This window comes from Haemophilus sp. HN_Hi10, assembly GCF_049821985.1.
Lineage (GTDB): Bacteria > Pseudomonadota > Gammaproteobacteria > Enterobacterales > Pasteurellaceae > Haemophilus > Haemophilus influenzae_D.
This window is the reverse complement of sequence record NZ_CP187495.1, coordinates 778,666-794,226: the sequence shown is the minus strand read 5'-3', so window position 1 is coordinate 794,226 and position 15,561 is coordinate 778,666. Positions and strand designations below refer to the sequence as shown.

Annotated in this window: 12 protein-coding genes, 1 other RNA gene and 1 pseudogene; 2 read left to right on the top strand and 12 right to left on the bottom strand. The window is 38.3% G+C overall.

Annotated elements, in window-relative coordinates; genetic code table 11:
• Window positions 1-32: 32 nt before the first annotated feature.
• The 4 genes from clpB to ACPT8Q_RS04010 form a co-directional block, all read right to left on the bottom strand.
• Window positions 33-2,603 carry an ATP-dependent chaperone ClpB gene (gene clpB / locus ACPT8Q_RS04025; RefSeq protein WP_050948973.1) on the bottom strand — a complete coding sequence of 857 codons (2,571 nt, stop codon included), beginning with the start codon at window positions 2,601-2,603 and terminating at the stop codon, window positions 33-35.
• Between the two features lie 128 nt (window positions 2,604-2,731).
• Entirely contained in the window at window positions 2,732-3,295 is a 564-nt protein-coding gene (locus tag ACPT8Q_RS04020; RefSeq protein WP_050948972.1) for a 5-formyltetrahydrofolate cyclo-ligase, read from the bottom strand.
• A 12-nt stretch (window positions 3,296-3,307) separates the two neighbouring features.
• Window positions 3,308-3,505: non-coding RNA, 6S RNA (ssrS, locus tag ACPT8Q_RS04015), on the bottom strand.
• A gap of 107 nt (window positions 3,506-3,612) precedes the next feature.
• Window positions 3,613-3,915: a cell division protein ZapA gene (locus ACPT8Q_RS04010; RefSeq protein ID WP_044331090.1), complete on the bottom strand. Its 303-nt coding sequence runs from the start codon at window positions 3,913-3,915 to the stop codon at window positions 3,613-3,615.
• A 149-nt stretch (window positions 3,916-4,064) separates the two neighbouring features.
• Here ACPT8Q_RS04010 and polA point away from each other — a divergent pair, with 149 nt between their 5' ends.
• Together polA and ACPT8Q_RS04000 are read left to right on the top strand one after the other, a co-directional pair.
• Window positions 4,065-6,857 (top strand): DNA polymerase I, encoded by a 2,793-nt coding sequence (polA, locus tag ACPT8Q_RS04005; protein WP_050948971.1) that lies wholly within the window; start codon window positions 4,065-4,067, stop codon window positions 6,855-6,857.
• Between the two features lie 14 nt (window positions 6,858-6,871).
• Window positions 6,872-8,022: pseudogene (locus tag ACPT8Q_RS04000) on the top strand (serine dehydratase subunit alpha family protein).
• Window positions 8,023-8,137: 115 nt separating this feature from the next.
• Here the strand turns inward: ACPT8Q_RS04000 and ACPT8Q_RS03995 are convergent.
• The 8 genes from ACPT8Q_RS03995 to trmA form a co-directional block, all read right to left on the bottom strand.
• Window positions 8,138-8,899 carry a HugZ family heme oxygenase gene (locus tag ACPT8Q_RS03995; RefSeq protein WP_050948970.1) on the bottom strand — a complete coding sequence of 254 codons (762 nt, stop codon included), beginning with the start codon at window positions 8,897-8,899 and terminating at the stop codon, window positions 8,138-8,140.
• Between the two features lie 176 nt (window positions 8,900-9,075).
• Entirely contained in the window at window positions 9,076-10,719 is a 1,644-nt protein-coding gene (locus ACPT8Q_RS03990) for an ABC transporter substrate-binding protein (RefSeq protein ID WP_050948969.1), read from the bottom strand.
• A 146-nt stretch (window positions 10,720-10,865) separates the two neighbouring features.
• On the bottom strand, window positions 10,866-12,254 hold the full coding sequence (locus ACPT8Q_RS03985) for an MDR family MFS transporter (RefSeq protein ID WP_050948968.1): 1,389 nt from the start codon (window positions 12,252-12,254) through the stop codon (window positions 10,866-10,868).
• Window positions 12,251-12,766 carry a molybdopterin-guanine dinucleotide biosynthesis protein MobB gene (gene mobB, locus ACPT8Q_RS03980; RefSeq protein ID WP_050948967.1) on the bottom strand — a complete coding sequence of 172 codons (516 nt, stop codon included), beginning with the start codon at window positions 12,764-12,766 and terminating at the stop codon, window positions 12,251-12,253. Before mobB ends, ACPT8Q_RS03985 begins: the two co-directional genes overlap by 4 nt.
• A gap of 153 nt (window positions 12,767-12,919) precedes the next feature.
• Window positions 12,920-13,141 (bottom strand): hypothetical protein, encoded by a 222-nt coding sequence (locus tag ACPT8Q_RS03975; RefSeq protein ID WP_050948966.1) that lies wholly within the window; start codon window positions 13,139-13,141, stop codon window positions 12,920-12,922.
• 112 nt (window positions 13,142-13,253) lie between these two features.
• Window positions 13,254-13,688, bottom strand: coding sequence for a SoxR reducing system RseC family protein (locus tag ACPT8Q_RS03970; RefSeq protein ID WP_021035605.1), 435 nt, complete (start codon window positions 13,686-13,688; stop codon window positions 13,254-13,256).
• Window positions 13,682-14,455, bottom strand: a complete 774-nt coding sequence (locus ACPT8Q_RS03965; protein ID WP_050948965.1) for a class I SAM-dependent methyltransferase — start codon at window positions 14,453-14,455, stop codon at window positions 13,682-13,684. The genes ACPT8Q_RS03970 and ACPT8Q_RS03965 overlap by 7 nt, the downstream gene beginning before the upstream one ends.
• Window positions 14,437-15,528, bottom strand: a complete 1,092-nt coding sequence (gene trmA, locus ACPT8Q_RS03960; RefSeq protein WP_050948964.1) for a tRNA (uridine(54)-C5)-methyltransferase TrmA — start codon at window positions 15,526-15,528, stop codon at window positions 14,437-14,439. Before trmA ends, ACPT8Q_RS03965 begins: the two co-directional genes overlap by 19 nt.
• Between the last annotated feature and the right edge of the window lie 33 nt (window positions 15,529-15,561).

The window sequence follows — 15,561 nt, the reverse complement described above, 5'->3', positions numbered from 1 at the left end:
GTGCGGTAAATTTTACCGCACTTTTGTAATGCTTATTGTCTCGCTTGAACTTCTGAATTGACATAATCAATAGTAACAACCTTACTCGGTAATAACGCACCAGATAGAATTTGTTGTGCCAAGCTATTTTCAATTTCTTGTTGAATAGCACGTTTTAACGGGCGCGCACCGTAAATTGGGTCGTAACCCACTTCGCCAATGAAATCTAATAAAGCGTCGGTAAACACCAATTCATAACCACGAGTTTCCATACGTTTTGCTAAGCGTTCTAATTGAATGCTGGCAATCGCACGAATGTTCTCTTTACCAAGTGGATGGAATACCACTGTTTCGTCAATACGGTTGATGAATTCTGGACGGAAATGTTGGCCTACTACAGACATCACTAAGGCCTTCATTTCGCTATAGCTTTCCTCTTTGTTACCTTGGATTAAATCAGAACCTAAGTTAGAGGTCATAATCACAACCGTGTTACGAAAATCTACGGTTCTGCCTTGTCCGTCAGTTAAACGACCATCATCTAGCACTTGCAACAAGATGTTGAACACATCCGTATGGGCTTTTTCAACTTCATCTAATAAGATCACTGAATATGGACGACGACGCACTGCTTCAGTTAAATAACCGCCTTCTTCATAACCAACATAACCCGGAGGCGCGCCAACTAAACGAGAGACACTGTGTTTTTCCATAAACTCTGACATATCAATACGTACCATGGCATCTTCACTATCAAAGAGGAATTTAGCCAGAGTTTTACAAAGTTCTGTTTTACCTACACCTGTTGGCCCTAGGAACAAGAAAGAACCAATTGGGCGATTAGGATCAGAAAGCCCTGCACGACTACGACGAATTGCATTTGCGACAGCATCAACTGCTTCTTCTTGACCAATCACACGTTTATGTAATTCATCTTCCATACGTAAAAGTTTTTCTTTCTCGCCTTCCATCATTTTGGATACAGGAATACCCGCAGCTTTAGAAAGCACTTCAGCGATTTCTTCATCTGTGACGCGATAGCGTAAAAGCGTCATTTCTTTTCCTTCGCTGGTTTCAGCTTGCTCAAGTTGCTTTTCAAGAGCAGGAATGCGACCATATTGCAACTCAGACATTTTCGCTAAATCCCCCGCACGACGAGCTTGTTCCAGTTCAGTTTTTGCAGTATCTAACTCTTGTTTAATATGTTGAGAGCCAGAAAGCGTTGCTTTTTCAGATTTCCATACTTCTTCAAGTTCGGCATATTCACGTTCTTTTTCAGCCAATTCTTTCTCTAACATTTCTAAACGTTTGCGACTTGCTTCGTCTTCTTCTTTTTGTAGTGCCTGTTGTTCCAATTTTAATTGGATAATACGACGTTCAAGACGATCAAGCGGTTCAGGTTTAGAATCTATTTCCATACGAATACTAGATGCAGCTTCATCGATCAAGTCGATGGCTTTATCTGGCAATTGACGATCAGAAATATAACGATGTGAAAGTGTTGCTGCTGCGACAATCGCAGGGTCAGTAATATCCACGTGATGATGAATTTCATAACGTTCTTTCAAACCACGTAAGATCGCAATGGTATCTTCCACACTTGGTTCGTCCACAAAGACTTTTTGGAAACGACGTTCAAGTGCGGCATCTTTTTCGATATATTGACGATATTCATCTAGAGTGGTTGCACCCACGCAATGTAATTCGCCTCGTGCCAAACTTGGTTTCAATAAGTTACCTGCGTCCATCGCACCATCGGTTTTACCTGCGCCGACCATAGTATGAATTTCATCAATAAAGAGGATAACGCGACCTTCTTCTTTAGAAAGTTCATTGAGCACCGATTTTAAACGTTCTTCAAATTCTCCACGATATTTTGCACCAGCAATCAATGCGCCCATATCTAATGAAAGCACACGTTTATTTTTCAAACCCTCTGGCACTTCGCCATTTACGATACGTTGTGCCAAGCCTTCGACAATCGCTGTTTTCCCCACACCTGGTTCACCAATTAACACTGGGTTGTTTTTGGTACGACGTTGTAATACTTGAATGGCTCGACGAATTTCTTCATCACGCCCAATCACAGGATCAAGTTTGCCACTTTCTGCACGAGCGGTTAAATCAATCGTATATTTTTCTAATGCTTGTCTGCTTTCTTCTGCATTTTGATCGTTCACGTTTTGCCCCCCTCGAATATGTTGAATGGCTTGCGAAATTTGTTCTTTTTTTGCACCGCACTTTTTCAAAATATCGCTGATCGTTCCTCGTTCTTCTAAAGCTGCAAGCAAAAACAATTCGCTCGAAATAAATTTATCTTGGTTTTGCTGTGCGAATTTATCACATAGATTAAGTAAATTAATGAGCTGACGTGAAAGTTGCACATCTCCGCCATTGCCAATAACCTGTGGTAATTTATTTAGTTCCGTCTTCAATTCATTACGCAATAACGCCACATTTACACCACTTGCTGTCAAAATTGGCGCAATAGAGCCGCCCTGTTGATTTAAAAGTGCGGTCAATAAATGCACGGGTTCAATAAATTGATTATCTTTTCCGATAGCAAGTGATTGTGCTTCGCTTAACGCTTCTTGGAATTTTGTCGTAAATTTTTCAATGTTCATACGCTTTCCTTAATTGAGTTTCGTCTTTCGCCATTCGCATAAACTAAGTAAGCTCGGTTGGATAAATTTCAAGAGAAAAATTGAAATATTTTTGATTTTATCTATCAATAAAAATTTGATGATAGGTTTTAACCTACCAAAATATCGAATAGTGGGGCATCCCAATGCTCAGTGGGAAGATTTTCTACTTGCTGACATTGATGCGCTAAACCAACTGGAATAAAAGGCTTATTTTGCCAATTCTGCAACGTGCGATCATAAAATCCACCGCCCATTCCTAGGCGATTTCCTTGTTTATCAAAGGCGACCAACGGCGTAAATAAAATATCCAGTTCATTTAATGGCAAAACATTTTGAACATTTAGCTTTGGCTCCCAAATACCAAACTGATTTTGTTTCATTGGTGTATCAGGTAAATAGCGTAAAAACAATAAATGATGTTTAGTAAAAGGATGTAAAACAGGCAAATACACATTTTTGTTTTGCATCCAAAGGGATTGGATTAAGGCTTTTGTTGAAATTTCGCCATCAAAAGAAAAATATAATGCAATGTTTTTGGCTTGTCGTTGCTCGATAAGATTTAACGCCTGTTGAGTAACTGATTGTTCAGCTTGTTGCTGTTGAAGTGCGGTTAAATTTGCACGTATTTTTCGGATTTCATTGCGGATTTGCTGGCGTTTTTGCGTATTCATAGAAATGAAAAGGAAGACCCCAGAGTGCCGCTGCGGGCAGTAGTCCTTGAACCCGACGGTTCAAGGAAATCAGTTGATATCGTTTTCAGGTTTCTTAGCCCAATGAACGAGTCAAAGGTTAAGCCTACACACCAACGATAGGAAACCAATTTATAAGATTTAAAGTATCGGCTCAGGGACATAGCCCACTGACGAACACTCTAGGTAATTCTTATGGGTTTATACTAGCCCAAATTCTCGGCATTGACTAGCATTTATTTGTCAAATTTAATGAATTGATTATAAAACGACAAAACGACTCTAGCTTGATCATTAATTTAACGCAGTTCTTTTGTAACGCGAATATTTTCTAATGAATGATCTAATTGTTGAATTCGAGTTCTCAATACATTTTCAATTTGAGCGGTTTTATTTTTTTCTTGGCTTAATTCAAAACTCAAATTGAGTGCCACAATAGAAAGCACACGATCAAGCTGAATAAGACCTGTCTTTTCTTTCATTTCGGAAACCAATATATCTAAATTGCGCGCAGCTTGACGCAATAATTCTTCTTGTTCAACTGGCACATTTAAACGTAAGACCTGACCCAAAACTAAAATTTCGACCAATTTTAACGACATTTGATTTCCTTAAATTAAATATTTGAGTTGCTGATATTATGCCATAGCAAAAAACGTTCGTCACAAATTTTACATTGAATCCGCCATTCGCTCATCATCATAAATTACGTTATAATGCCCACATTTTTTCAGTTTAAAACGAGATTTTTATGGCCCAAATTGCAACAAATCCGCTTGTGCTAGTGGATGGTTCTTCTTATTTATATCGTGCATTTCATGCCTTTCCTCCTTTAACTAATGCCGCAGGTGAGCCAACGGGTGCGATGTATGGCGTGTTAAATATGTTAAAAAGCCTCATCTCACAAGTTCAACCCACTCATATAGCCGTTGTTTTTGATGCAAAAGGGAAAACATTTCGTGATGAAATGTTTGAACAATATAAATCTCATCGCCCGCCAATGCCCGATGATTTACGCAAACAAATTCAACCTTTGCACGATATGATTCGCGTATTGGGCATTCCGCTTTTAGTGGTGGAAGGAGTTGAGGCAGATGATGTGATCGGCACACTCGCACTACAAGCCTCTCGTTTGGGTAAAAAAGTGCTTATTAGTACTGGCGATAAAGATATGGCACAGTTAGTTGATGACAATATTATGCTCATCAACACTATGAATAACAGCCTGTTAGATCGCGAGGGTGTGATTGAAAAATACGGTATTCCACCTGAACTCATCATTGATTATCTAGCACTCATGGGCGATAGTGCAGATAACATTCCAGGCATTGCTGGCGTTGGCGAAAAAACCGCACTGGGTTTACTACAAGGCATCGGGAGTATGGCTGAAATTTATGCCAATCTTGAAAAAGTAGCAGAATTGCCAATTCGAGGGGCTAAAAAACTAGGCGAAAAATTATTGGCTGAAAAAACTAATGCCGATCTTTCTTATACGTTGGCAACCATCAAAACGGATGTTGAACTTAACGTGACAACCGATCAATTGTTGCTTGGAGAAAGCCAAAAGGATCAACTTATTGAATATTTTGCTCGCTACGAATTTAAACGCTGGCTTAATGAAGTGATGAATGGCTCAGATTCCATTACTCAAGCTGTTGAACAGCCTGTGAAAATCAATCAGTATCAGGCGACCTCACAAGATCAAAGTGCGGTAGAAAATACGCCTAAAATTCAAATCGATCGCACAAAATATGAAACCTTACTCACTCAAGCGGATTTAACCCACTGGATTGAAAAACTCAATGCAGCAAAACTTATTGCAGTGGATACTGAAACAGATAGCCTTGATTATATGTCTGCGAATTTAGTGGGTATCTCTTTTGCTCTTGAAAATGGCGAAGCCGCTTATTTACCATTGCAATTGGATTATTTGGATGCACCAAAAACACTCGAAAAATCGACCGCACTTTCTGCAATCAAACCAATCTTAGAAAATCCTAATATTCACAAAATTGGACAAAATATTAAATTTGATGAAAGTATTTTTGCCCGTCATGGCATTGAATTACAAGGTGTTGAATTTGATACGATGTTGCTTTCTTATACGCTAAATAGTACGGGTCGTCATAATATGGACGATTTAGCCAAACGTTATTTAGGTCATGAAACTATCGCATTTGAAAGCATCGCTGGAAAAGGAAAAAATCAGCTTACGTTTAATCAAATTCCATTAGAACAAGCCACTGAATACGCAGCAGAAGATGCGGATGTGACAATGAAATTACAACAAGCACTGTGGTTGAAATTGCAACAAGAACCAACGCTTGTTGAATTGTATAAAACAATGGAATTACCATTACTTCATGTGCTTTCTCGCATGGAACGTACAGGCGTTTTGATTGATAGTAATGCCCTCTTTATGCAATCTAACGAAATTACCACAAGATTAACCGCACTTGAAGAACAAGCTTACGAATTAGCAGGTCAGCCATTTAATTTGGCTTCCACCAAACAATTACAAGAAATTTTGTTCGATAAACTTGGCCTACCTATTTTACAAAAAACGCCAAAAGGTGCGCCATCAACGAATGAAGAAGTATTGGAAGAATTAGCCTATAGCCACGAATTACCCAAAATTTTGGTCGAACATCGTGGGTTGAGCAAACTCAAATCCACTTACACGGATAAACTGCCTCAAATGGTCAATTCACAAACAGGCCGAGTGCATACCTCTTATCATCAAGCGGTCACGGCAACAGGACGTTTATCATCAAGTGATCCAAACTTACAAAATATCCCAATTCGGAATGAAGAAGGTCGTCGTATTCGACAAGCATTTATCGCACGTGAAGGTTATTCTATTGTCGCTGCTGACTATTCTCAAATTGAGCTACGCATTATGGCACATCTTTCTGGCGATCAAGGCTTAATTAACGCCTTCTCGCAAGGCAAGGATATTCATCGCTCCACCGCAGCTGAAATCTTCGGTGTATCATTAGATGAAGTCACCAGCGAGCAACGTCGCAATGCTAAAGCGATTAATTTCGGCTTAATTTATGGGATGTCCGCCTTTGGACTGTCACGCCAACTTGGTATTTCCCGTCCTGATGCACAAAAATACATGGATTTATATTTCCAACGCTATCCGAGTGTACAGCAATTTATGACCGATATCCGTGAAAAAGCGAAAGCACAAGGCTATGTGGAAACGTTATTTGGTCGCCGTTTATATTTACCTGATATCAATTCTAGCAACGCAATGCGTCGTAAAGGGGCAGAACGCGTAGCGATAAATGCACCGATGCAAGGCACAGCTGCGGATATTATTAAACGAGCGATGATTAAACTTGATGAAGTAATCTGTCACGATCCCGACATTGAAATGATTATGCAAGTACACGATGAATTAGTGTTTGAAGTGCGGTCAGAAAAAATCGAGTTTTTCCGTGAACAAATTAAACAACAAATGGAAGATGCAGCGGAATTAGTTGTTCCGTTGATCGTAGAAGTCGGTGTAGGTCAAAATTGGGATGAAGCGCATTAATTGGATAGGTAATAATGAATTTAGAAAGACTTAACGAAATTGAAAAACCATTACTCCAAATCGTTAAAAATGATGTTGTGCCAGCCTTAGGCTGTACCGAACCGATTTCTCTTGCGTTCGCATCTGCTACAACAGCGAAATATTTAGGCAAAAAACCTGAACACATTGAAGCCAAAGTATCTCCTAACTTAATGAAAAATGGATTGGGCGTTGCCGTGCCTGGAACAGGTATGGTGAGATTGCCCATAGCTGCGGCAATTGGCGCATTAGGCGGTAATCCAGATGGCGGTTTGGAAGTATTAAAACATATTACGCCAGAGCAAGTTACTGCCGCCAAAAATATGCTTGAACAAAAATTAGTGAGTGTACCAATTGCGATCCCTATGAAGTCTTCAAACAAATTACTGCACGAGAGATTTTTGAATTTTCCAATGCTGTTGAATTAGAAAAAATTCGTTTTATTCGTCAAGCTGCAGAGCTTAATCTAGCACTTTCAGATAAGGGTTTGCGAGAAAATTATGGCTTGCATATTGGTCGCACGTTGAGAAAACAAGTGGGTAGTGGTTTAATTTCTGATGATTTGCTAAGCAAAATTATGATTGAAACCACAGCCGCATCAGATGCAAGAATAGGCGGCGCAACCTTGCTAGCGATGAGCAATTCTGGTTCAGGCAATCAAGGTATTGCGGCAACGATGCCTGTTGTTGTCGTTGCAGATTATCTCAAAGTAAGTGAAGAAAAACGAATCCGCGCACTTTTCTTATCCCACTTAATGGCGATTTATATTCATAGTAAATTGCCAAAACTCTCCGCTCTTTGTGCTGTAACTACGGCATCAATGGGAAGTTGTGCTGGTATTGCTTATTTACTCACAGGCAAATTTGAAACAGCTAGTATGGGTATCTGTAGCATGATTGGCGATATTAGTGGCATCATTTGTGGTGGTGCAGCCAATAGCTGTGCAATGAAAGTCTCCACCAACGTTGCTTCGGGCTATGAATCAGTACTTATGGCAATGGATGAAACCCATGTTACTGGCAACGAAGGGATTGTCGAACATGATCTTGATCGAACCATTGATAATCTCTGTGCTATTGCATCAAAAAGTATGCAACATATCGACAGACAGGTTATTGAAATTATGGTGAGTAAACCTTGTCCTTAATGAAAATAAAGTGCGGTGAAAAATAAAGAAATTTCAATTTCATTAGCATTTATCGTAAACAAAAGGGTTGAGTATAAATTTATACTCAACCCTTTATCTTCATTAAGAAACAATATTATTTATCGCTTTCTTTTTCGTGTGGATTGCCTTTCACACCAATATGAGAAATTTCCCCATTAGCATCAATTAAATAGGCTTGGCCAAAACCTCTTACAAAACGGCCTGTTCCAAATGTAAGTTCAACTAAATCAAAATCAGTAAATTCACGAATCGTTTTAATTCCGCCTACATCATTCATCGTTTCCGCTAATTTATCTAAGACTTGTTCAACAATTGGATCTTTGCGAGGAATAAAACGTGCACTTGCTTTATAACGTAAGCGAGTACGCACAATAATTGATTTTGCTTTGTTTTCATCTTCTAAAAACATCACTTCCACTTGATTTGGATTGCGTTTTAAATTGTCATAATGCTCTGCAATGGCACTGATATAAATATAATATTTTCCATCAAGCGAAATAATTGGTGCATAAGACGCCATCGGTAAGCCATCTTTATCTAAAGTGGCAAGCACACAGCTTTTAAATTCTTGACGAAATTCATCAATTTTAGCTTTGATACGATCGTAATTTGCAACTGGTTTATTTTCTACACAAAGATTGATAATCGCTTGTTTAATTGAACCTTCGTCAGCTTGTTGTGGAAATTCCACGCGTAATGTTTTGCCACCATTATATTTAAAATCTAAACCAGCAAAATCTACATTAACTAACGTCACATCTGTGATTTCCTTTTCGCCACCAAATTTTTTACAAAGGGCAGCCATATCATCTTGATGATGATCATTCATATGAGTGATAATTCGATTGAAATCCATTTTTGTTCCTTATATTAACAATTAATTTTTATTATTCTACGGGATCATATCCGATAGAAATAATGCTGAGCATTATACTCAAGTTAAAGTGATTTAACATATTTTTTACAGAATAATCCTTTGATAAATAAAAAGCCCTTATAAATAAGGGCTTAGAATAAGTAAATCAATATGAATTATTTACCATCAACACTCACACCATAAAAAGCATCATAGCCGAATGGGCTTTGTACATAACCTTTTACTCGAGGACTAAGTGGTGCAAAGCCAACGGAGTGGGCAACTGGAATCCAAGGTGCTTGATTATGGACAATAACTTGAGCTTGTTTATAAAGTTCCGCACGTTCTTCCTTATTGGTTAATCCAATAGCTTTATTAAGTAAAGCATCAAATTCTGAATTATTGAAACGTGCCATATTAGAATTACCTATATTTGGGCTACCTAATAATGGGGATAAGAAATTATCAGGATCACCATTATCGCCAGACCAACCAAAGATACCCGCAGTTAATTCTCCCTCTTTTGCTCGTTTTCTATAATCAGCCCATTCATAAGTCACTGGGTTAGTTTTTACACCAATTTTCGCCCAATCCGCCATAATTAATTCAGCCATACGTTTTGGATTTGGATTAGAAGCACGAATAACAGGTTGAATCCAGAAATCAGTTTCAAAACCATTTGGATAACCCGCTTCAGCTAAAAGTTGTTTTGCTTTTTCTGGATCGTACGGATAATCTTGGATTTCATCATTATAACTCCAAATTGTTGGAGGAAGTGGGTTTTTAGCTGATGTTCCTGCGCCTTGATAAACCGCTTCAATAATCGCTTTTTTATCCACTGCGTAATTCAACGCTTGGCGCACTTTGACATTATCAAACGGTGCTTTTTCGGTATTAAATGCGATATATGCCACATTCAAACCTTTTTGTTCCAAAAGTTGTACTTTTGGATCTGTTTTCATTTTGGCTAAATCCGCTACATTTGGGAATAAAATTAAATCACAAGTACCTGCCTGTAATTTTGCATAACGTGTTGTTGCATCAGGCACAATACTAATAACTAAACGATCTAAAGGTGTTCTACCTTTCCAATAATTTTCATTCGCAACATATTGTATCGCCTGATCTGTTTTATAATCCACAAAAACAAAAGGGCCTGTCCCCACTGGGCGACTATCAAGCGTTTCTGGTTTACCTGCTTTCAGCATTGCATCAGCATATTCTGCGGAATAAATAGAAATAAAATCCATACCTAAACTTGCCAAGAAAGTCGCATCTTTTTTGTTTAAGGTAATACGAATTGTATTGTCATCTAGTTTTTCCACAGATTTTAACAATTCAGGGAATTTCATTGCTTTGAAATATGGATAAGTCCCCTTAGATACATTGTGATATGGATGATTTGGATCTAACTGACGTTGGAATGAAAATACAACATCATCTGCATTAAAATCACGTGTCGGGGTAAATTCTTTTGTTGTATGGAATTTAACCCCTTTTCTCAAATGAAAAGTATAACTTAAGCTATCATCGCTAATTTCCCAGCTTTCAGCTAAAGCTGGTTCAATATCCGTTGAGCCTTTTTTAAATTCAACTAAGCGGTTATACACTTGTTGTGAGCTTGCATTATAAGAAGTACCTTCAATTATTAACGCAGGGCTAAATCCCAATGGAGCTTTCGCTGTACAATAAACGAAAGTATTATTTGACGAGGATTTTGCTTCAGTTTGAGCGGTAGATTTATTTGCCGAACTAGATTGATCACAAGCAGCCAAAACAAGAGTTGCAGCGGCGAGAGTTAATGTTGCTTTTAGTTTCATAAGCATACCTCAATGTTAGGCAGGGAATGCCCCACCATTTATGGTTAAACGATGGAGCTATCTCCACCAACAAGAAATATCAATAAGATATAAGCAAATTTCCCTTTTTTTAAATAAAAAAATTCTATGGATTATAACAAATTAATCTAAGGCATTTTTCGTAAATGATCGCCATCATTTTTATGTAATTTCATAAGCGACCAAACTAAGGCGATTGCAAAAAGTGATGAAGTTAAAAAAGTATAGCTGAATGCCTGTTGTAAGCCATCATTTGCGCTAAAGAAATGTCGATAAAGATTTAAGATTATTGATGACACAGCAATACCAAATCCAATCCCAACTTGCTGTACAATACTTAATACGGTAGAGCCTGTGCCAGACTGTTGTTTTGAAAGATCACCGACTGCTAATGTATTGATTGAAGTAAAAATGATCGACATACAAGCCCCATACCACATAAGATTACAAATGATCCAAGTCAGAGAACTTTGTTTATCTAACCAAGCCATTGAAATCACAGAGCCAGCCATCAAAAGTGCGGATGAAATTAGCGTTGTTTTATAGCCCCAACGATTTAAAATTCGTCCAATTAATATTTTCAACATCACAGAAATTAACGCAATCGGTGCTAAGAGCCAGCCTGACATTTCCGCACTATAACCGAAAGATAATTGAAACATTAAAGGCAATAAAAAGGGCACACCAGATGCAGATAATCGGATAAAAATATTGGCAATAATGCCTAATCTGAATGTACGAGTGCGGAAAAGGGATAAAGGTAAAATAGCATCTTCATTATTTTTGGCATAACCACAATAAGCCACGAGTAATAAAATACCAACAACTAATATGCTATAAGTTACACTTGAATTATGCTGACTTTCGCCGAGTAAATCCAAACCAAGCGTAATGCCAACTAGCCCTGATGCAAAGAGTAAAAAACCTGTCCAATCTAATTTCTCTGCCTCGCCTTTGATATTGTTCATCACGCTACCCGATGCCAAAATCCCTAGCACACCAATTGGAATATTGATTAAAAAAATCCAGTGCCAACTGGCGTGAATGACTAACCATCCACCTAAAATAGGTCCTAGAATTGGCCCGATCAAACCTGCAGTTGCCATTAAATTCCAAGCATTCACTAATTGTTGTTTAGGTACCGCTTGAATAATAGCTAAACGTGCAACGGGCATCATAAATGCTCCGCCTAGCCCCTGAATCACTCTGGCTAAAATTAAACTTTCTAAATTAGGCGCAGCAGCACAAGCGATAGATCCTAAAATAAACGTAAAAACTGCACCACGAAAAACGCTCAATGTTCCAAATTTTGCTGCAGCCCAAGCGGTAAGAGGAATAAATAATGCAACAGCTAAAGAATAAGCAATAATCGCCATTTGCATTTCAAAGGCGGGTTTATGTAAATCGGAAGATATCGCGGGTAAAGCTGTATTTAGAATGGTCGCATCGAGGCTTTGCATAAAAAGTGCCATTGCTGCTACCCAAGCTAAACCACGATAGGCATTGGATTCAGTCATCGTGCTCCGTGAAAATGGTGCAACCAATTTTCAATAAAATCGGCAATTTGCGGAATGCAGTTAATATCCAACAAAGTGCGATCAATTTCAAGGGGATAATTCGTCGCAACCGCCACTACATATTCGTCAATTTCGGGTAAAGGTTTTGTCATTTCTTGACGGTGAAGCAAAATCTTTGAAATTGGCTCTTGTTTAAAGCCTTCCACCAACACTAAATCTGTTAAAGTGCGGTCAAATTGTTGTGCTAAATAATCCAATGAAACAGGTTTTGGTGTTTCCGTCATGATCGCCCAATGTTCATCATTCGCTAAAATGACTTGAGAAGAACCCGCCTCTTTCATACGCCAACTATCTTTTCCTTCTTTATCAACTTGCATATTGTGATGGCTATGTTTAATCACTGAAACGCGAATGTGACGAACGATAAGTTCTGGGATAAGTTTTTCTAACAACGTTGTTTTACCACTACCGCTATAACCGGTAATTCCAAGTAAAGGAATCTGATTGTTCATAAAAATAACCTTAAACATAACCGCACTTTAGATACGGAAAACCCCGAAAGATCGGGGTTAATAAATTCAGAATGTTTTGCCACATAATTGGCAAAAATAAGTCCGCCTATAGCAAGAAGCGCAACAATGCCAAGCCCTATAGTAAGCCACATATTATTTCCCCTCCACTAATTGACGAAATTTACGCCCCATCACAAGACAAGCATAAACAATAATGCACAAAAAACTAATATTTAATCCTTTTAGGAAAAGCGGTTGCTCGCCATAAAGTATAACAGGCATTGCTAGAATAGCAACTTTTGCCACATCATCACTGAGTTTTGACCAAACCTCTAAAGAGCTTTTTTCAATGGGCAATTTAAATAAATTCAGCATAGTTTCTCCGATGAATAAAAGAGAAATTTTGCTGGAATAGAAAGAGAATTACTCAACTAGCTTTATAGTTTGCGATCTAGATCGCAGAAATAATAAAAAGCGAATAAAAAACTTAAGATAATATGCGCAATAAAACAGGCTGAAATTCTGTTTGTTGTCCTAATTTTCTACTGTAAGATTTTACAAAAATAAAAGAAAGTGCGGTTAATCCAAAGATTAAAATGGCACGCAGGATTTCATTATCGCTGATACAATCGGACAACATCGTCGCAATCAGTAAAGTTAGAAGCGGTACAACATACATCAATAATGCCGACAACAACATCGACTTTTCTTCTAATCCAATTTCAACAATTTGACCTTCGCGTAATGGCATTAATGTTTCCACATGAAAAATATGCTCGCCACGTTTACCGTTTAATTCGGAGAGACTTGATGTTCCACAACTGTTTTTAGCCGCACATTGTCCACAGGCACTTTGGGATTGGCATTTCACTTTGGCAATGCCATTTTCATAGCTAATAACAACCGCGCTTTCTCTTAGCATTGTGATGCTCCCATATAAATATCAAAGCGATGATTTTTCGTTTCACGGTTAAAGTGCGGTTGTTTTCCACAAAGAAATTCCGCATAGTCAGGACGCTTCACGACCACACGTTTTTTAGCTAATTGTAATGCAGGTAAAAGTAATTCATCGGCATCTAAATCAGCCCCGACTAAATGCTGGAATACACGCATTTCTTTTTTTACTAGTGCAGATTTTTGTTTATGCGGATACATTGGATCGAGGTAAACCACATCAGCATAATCGATATTAGGATCAAGTTCATTAATATGCTGAACATTCAGCAAGCACAAATTTTGTTGCAACATCTCGCCGATTTCTTCATCTTGATAAGCACGATTTAAACCATCTTGTAGAAGTAAAAAAACAATAGGATGACGTTCTACTAAACGGACTTGGCAACCAATTGCGGCTAGCACAAAGGCATCACGTCCTAGACCTGCTGTGGCATCAATAACCGTTGGCAATTCCGAACCTTTAACGCCTACCGCTTTCGCTACAGCTTCACCACGACCACCACCGAATTTACGACGATGAGCCATTGTGCCTCCTACAAAATCAACATAAACCGCCCCGAGTTTAGGTTCGTCTAGTTTACGAAGTTCTAAACGTTCATCGGTTTGAACAAGTGCAAGTGGGCTTTGTTCATCATGAATAATGTTGTGTTCAGCACAAAGTGCGGTCAATTCTGCTAATGTTTTTTCTGAAGATTCAGAAATTAGTTGAATACCTACTTGCGAATGAGCCATACGCCGCTTTCCATGTGGTCAGTATAAGGGAATTGGTCAAATAACGCTGCTTTTTCAATGCGGTGCGTTTTTGATAGTTCAATAAGATTATCGCACAGCGTATGTGGATTACAGGAAATATACAAAATGCGATCGTAATTTTGTACGAGTTTCACTGTATCAGGATCAAGCCCTACGCGAGGTGGATCGACAAAAATGGTATTACATTCATAAGATTTTAAATCAATCCCTTTCAATCGATTAAAGGCTCGAACCTCATTCATAGCCTGCGTAAATTCTTCTGCTGACATACGAATAATTTGTAAATTATCGACTTTATTTTCAGCGATATTAAACTGTGCGGCGGCTACAGAAGGTTTGGCGATTTCTGTTGCTAATACCTTACGGAAATTTTGTGCAAGTGCGATAGAAAAATTACCATTGCCACAGTAAAGTTCTAATAAATCACCTTCGCTATTTTGGGTACAATCAATTGCCCATTCAAGCATTTTGCAGTTTACTGTTGCGTTTGGCTGGGTAAAACTATTCTCGACTTGGCGATAGACATAATTTCTGCCATTCACAGGTAAAACTTCATCCACATAATCTTGCTCAAAACAAATTTTTTGTTTACTTGCACGCCCGATTATTTGCACATCAAAACCTTGCTTTTCGAGTAAATCTTTCAGATTTTTAGCCGCACTTTCCCATTCTTCAGTGAGTGTTTTATGATAAAGCAAGCTCACAATAATCTTATTACTCAAGGTGCTAAGATAATCAATTTGGAATAATTTTTTGTGTAGCACTTCTTGTTGTTTTAACAAAGGTAATAAGGTTTGCATCATTCGATTAATCAGTGTGCTAGCGATTGGAAATTCATCTACGCGATAACGCTGCAAGGTCGCTTGATCAAACATAATATGGTAAAAATCATCTTGCTCGTGCCAAATACGAAACTCCGCACGCATACGATAATGACTTGTTGGAGAGTCAAAAACTTGAATATCAGGTGCATTGAAAGGACGCAAAAGTGCGGTTAATTTTTCAAGTTTTTTTTGCAGCAGTTCGTTGTATTGAGAAATCGGTAATTGCATAGAAATTAGTATTCATAGGATGTATGAAGACGG

Bases quoted from the DNA above. Each gene is read 5' to 3' on its own strand.
- clpB (WP_050948973.1), bottom strand. From the start codon at position 2,603: ATGAACATTGAAAAATTTACGACAAAATTCCAAGAAGCGTTAAGCGAA.
- ACPT8Q_RS04020 (WP_050948972.1), bottom strand. From the start codon at position 3,295: ATGAATACGCAAAAACGCCAGCAAATCCGCAATGAAATCCGAAAAATA.
- ACPT8Q_RS04010 (WP_044331090.1), bottom strand. From the start codon at position 3,915: ATGTCGTTAAAATTGGTCGAAATTTTAGTTTTGGGTCAGGTCTTACGT.
- polA (WP_050948971.1), top strand. From the start codon at position 4,065: ATGGCCCAAATTGCAACAAATCCGCTTGTGCTAGTGGATGGTTCTTCT.
- ACPT8Q_RS03995 (WP_050948970.1), bottom strand. From the start codon at position 8,899: ATGGATTTCAATCGAATTATCACTCATATGAATGATCATCATCAAGAT.
- ACPT8Q_RS03990 (WP_050948969.1), bottom strand. From the start codon at position 10,719: ATGAAACTAAAAGCAACATTAACTCTCGCCGCTGCAACTCTTGTTTTG.
- ACPT8Q_RS03985 (WP_050948968.1), bottom strand. From the start codon at position 12,254: ATGACTGAATCCAATGCCTATCGTGGTTTAGCTTGGGTAGCAGCAATG.
- mobB (WP_050948967.1), bottom strand. From the start codon at position 12,766: ATGAACAATCAGATTCCTTTACTTGGAATTACCGGTTATAGCGGTAGT.
- ACPT8Q_RS03975 (WP_050948966.1), bottom strand. From the start codon at position 13,141: ATGCTGAATTTATTTAAATTGCCCATTGAAAAAAGCTCTTTAGAGGTT.
- ACPT8Q_RS03970 (WP_021035605.1), bottom strand. From the start codon at position 13,688: ATGCTAAGAGAAAGCGCGGTTGTTATTAGCTATGAAAATGGCATTGCC.
- ACPT8Q_RS03965 (WP_050948965.1), bottom strand. From the start codon at position 14,455: ATGGCTCATTCGCAAGTAGGTATTCAACTAATTTCTGAATCTTCAGAA.
- trmA (WP_050948964.1), bottom strand. From the start codon at position 15,528: ATGCAATTACCGATTTCTCAATACAACGAACTGCTGCAAAAAAAACTT.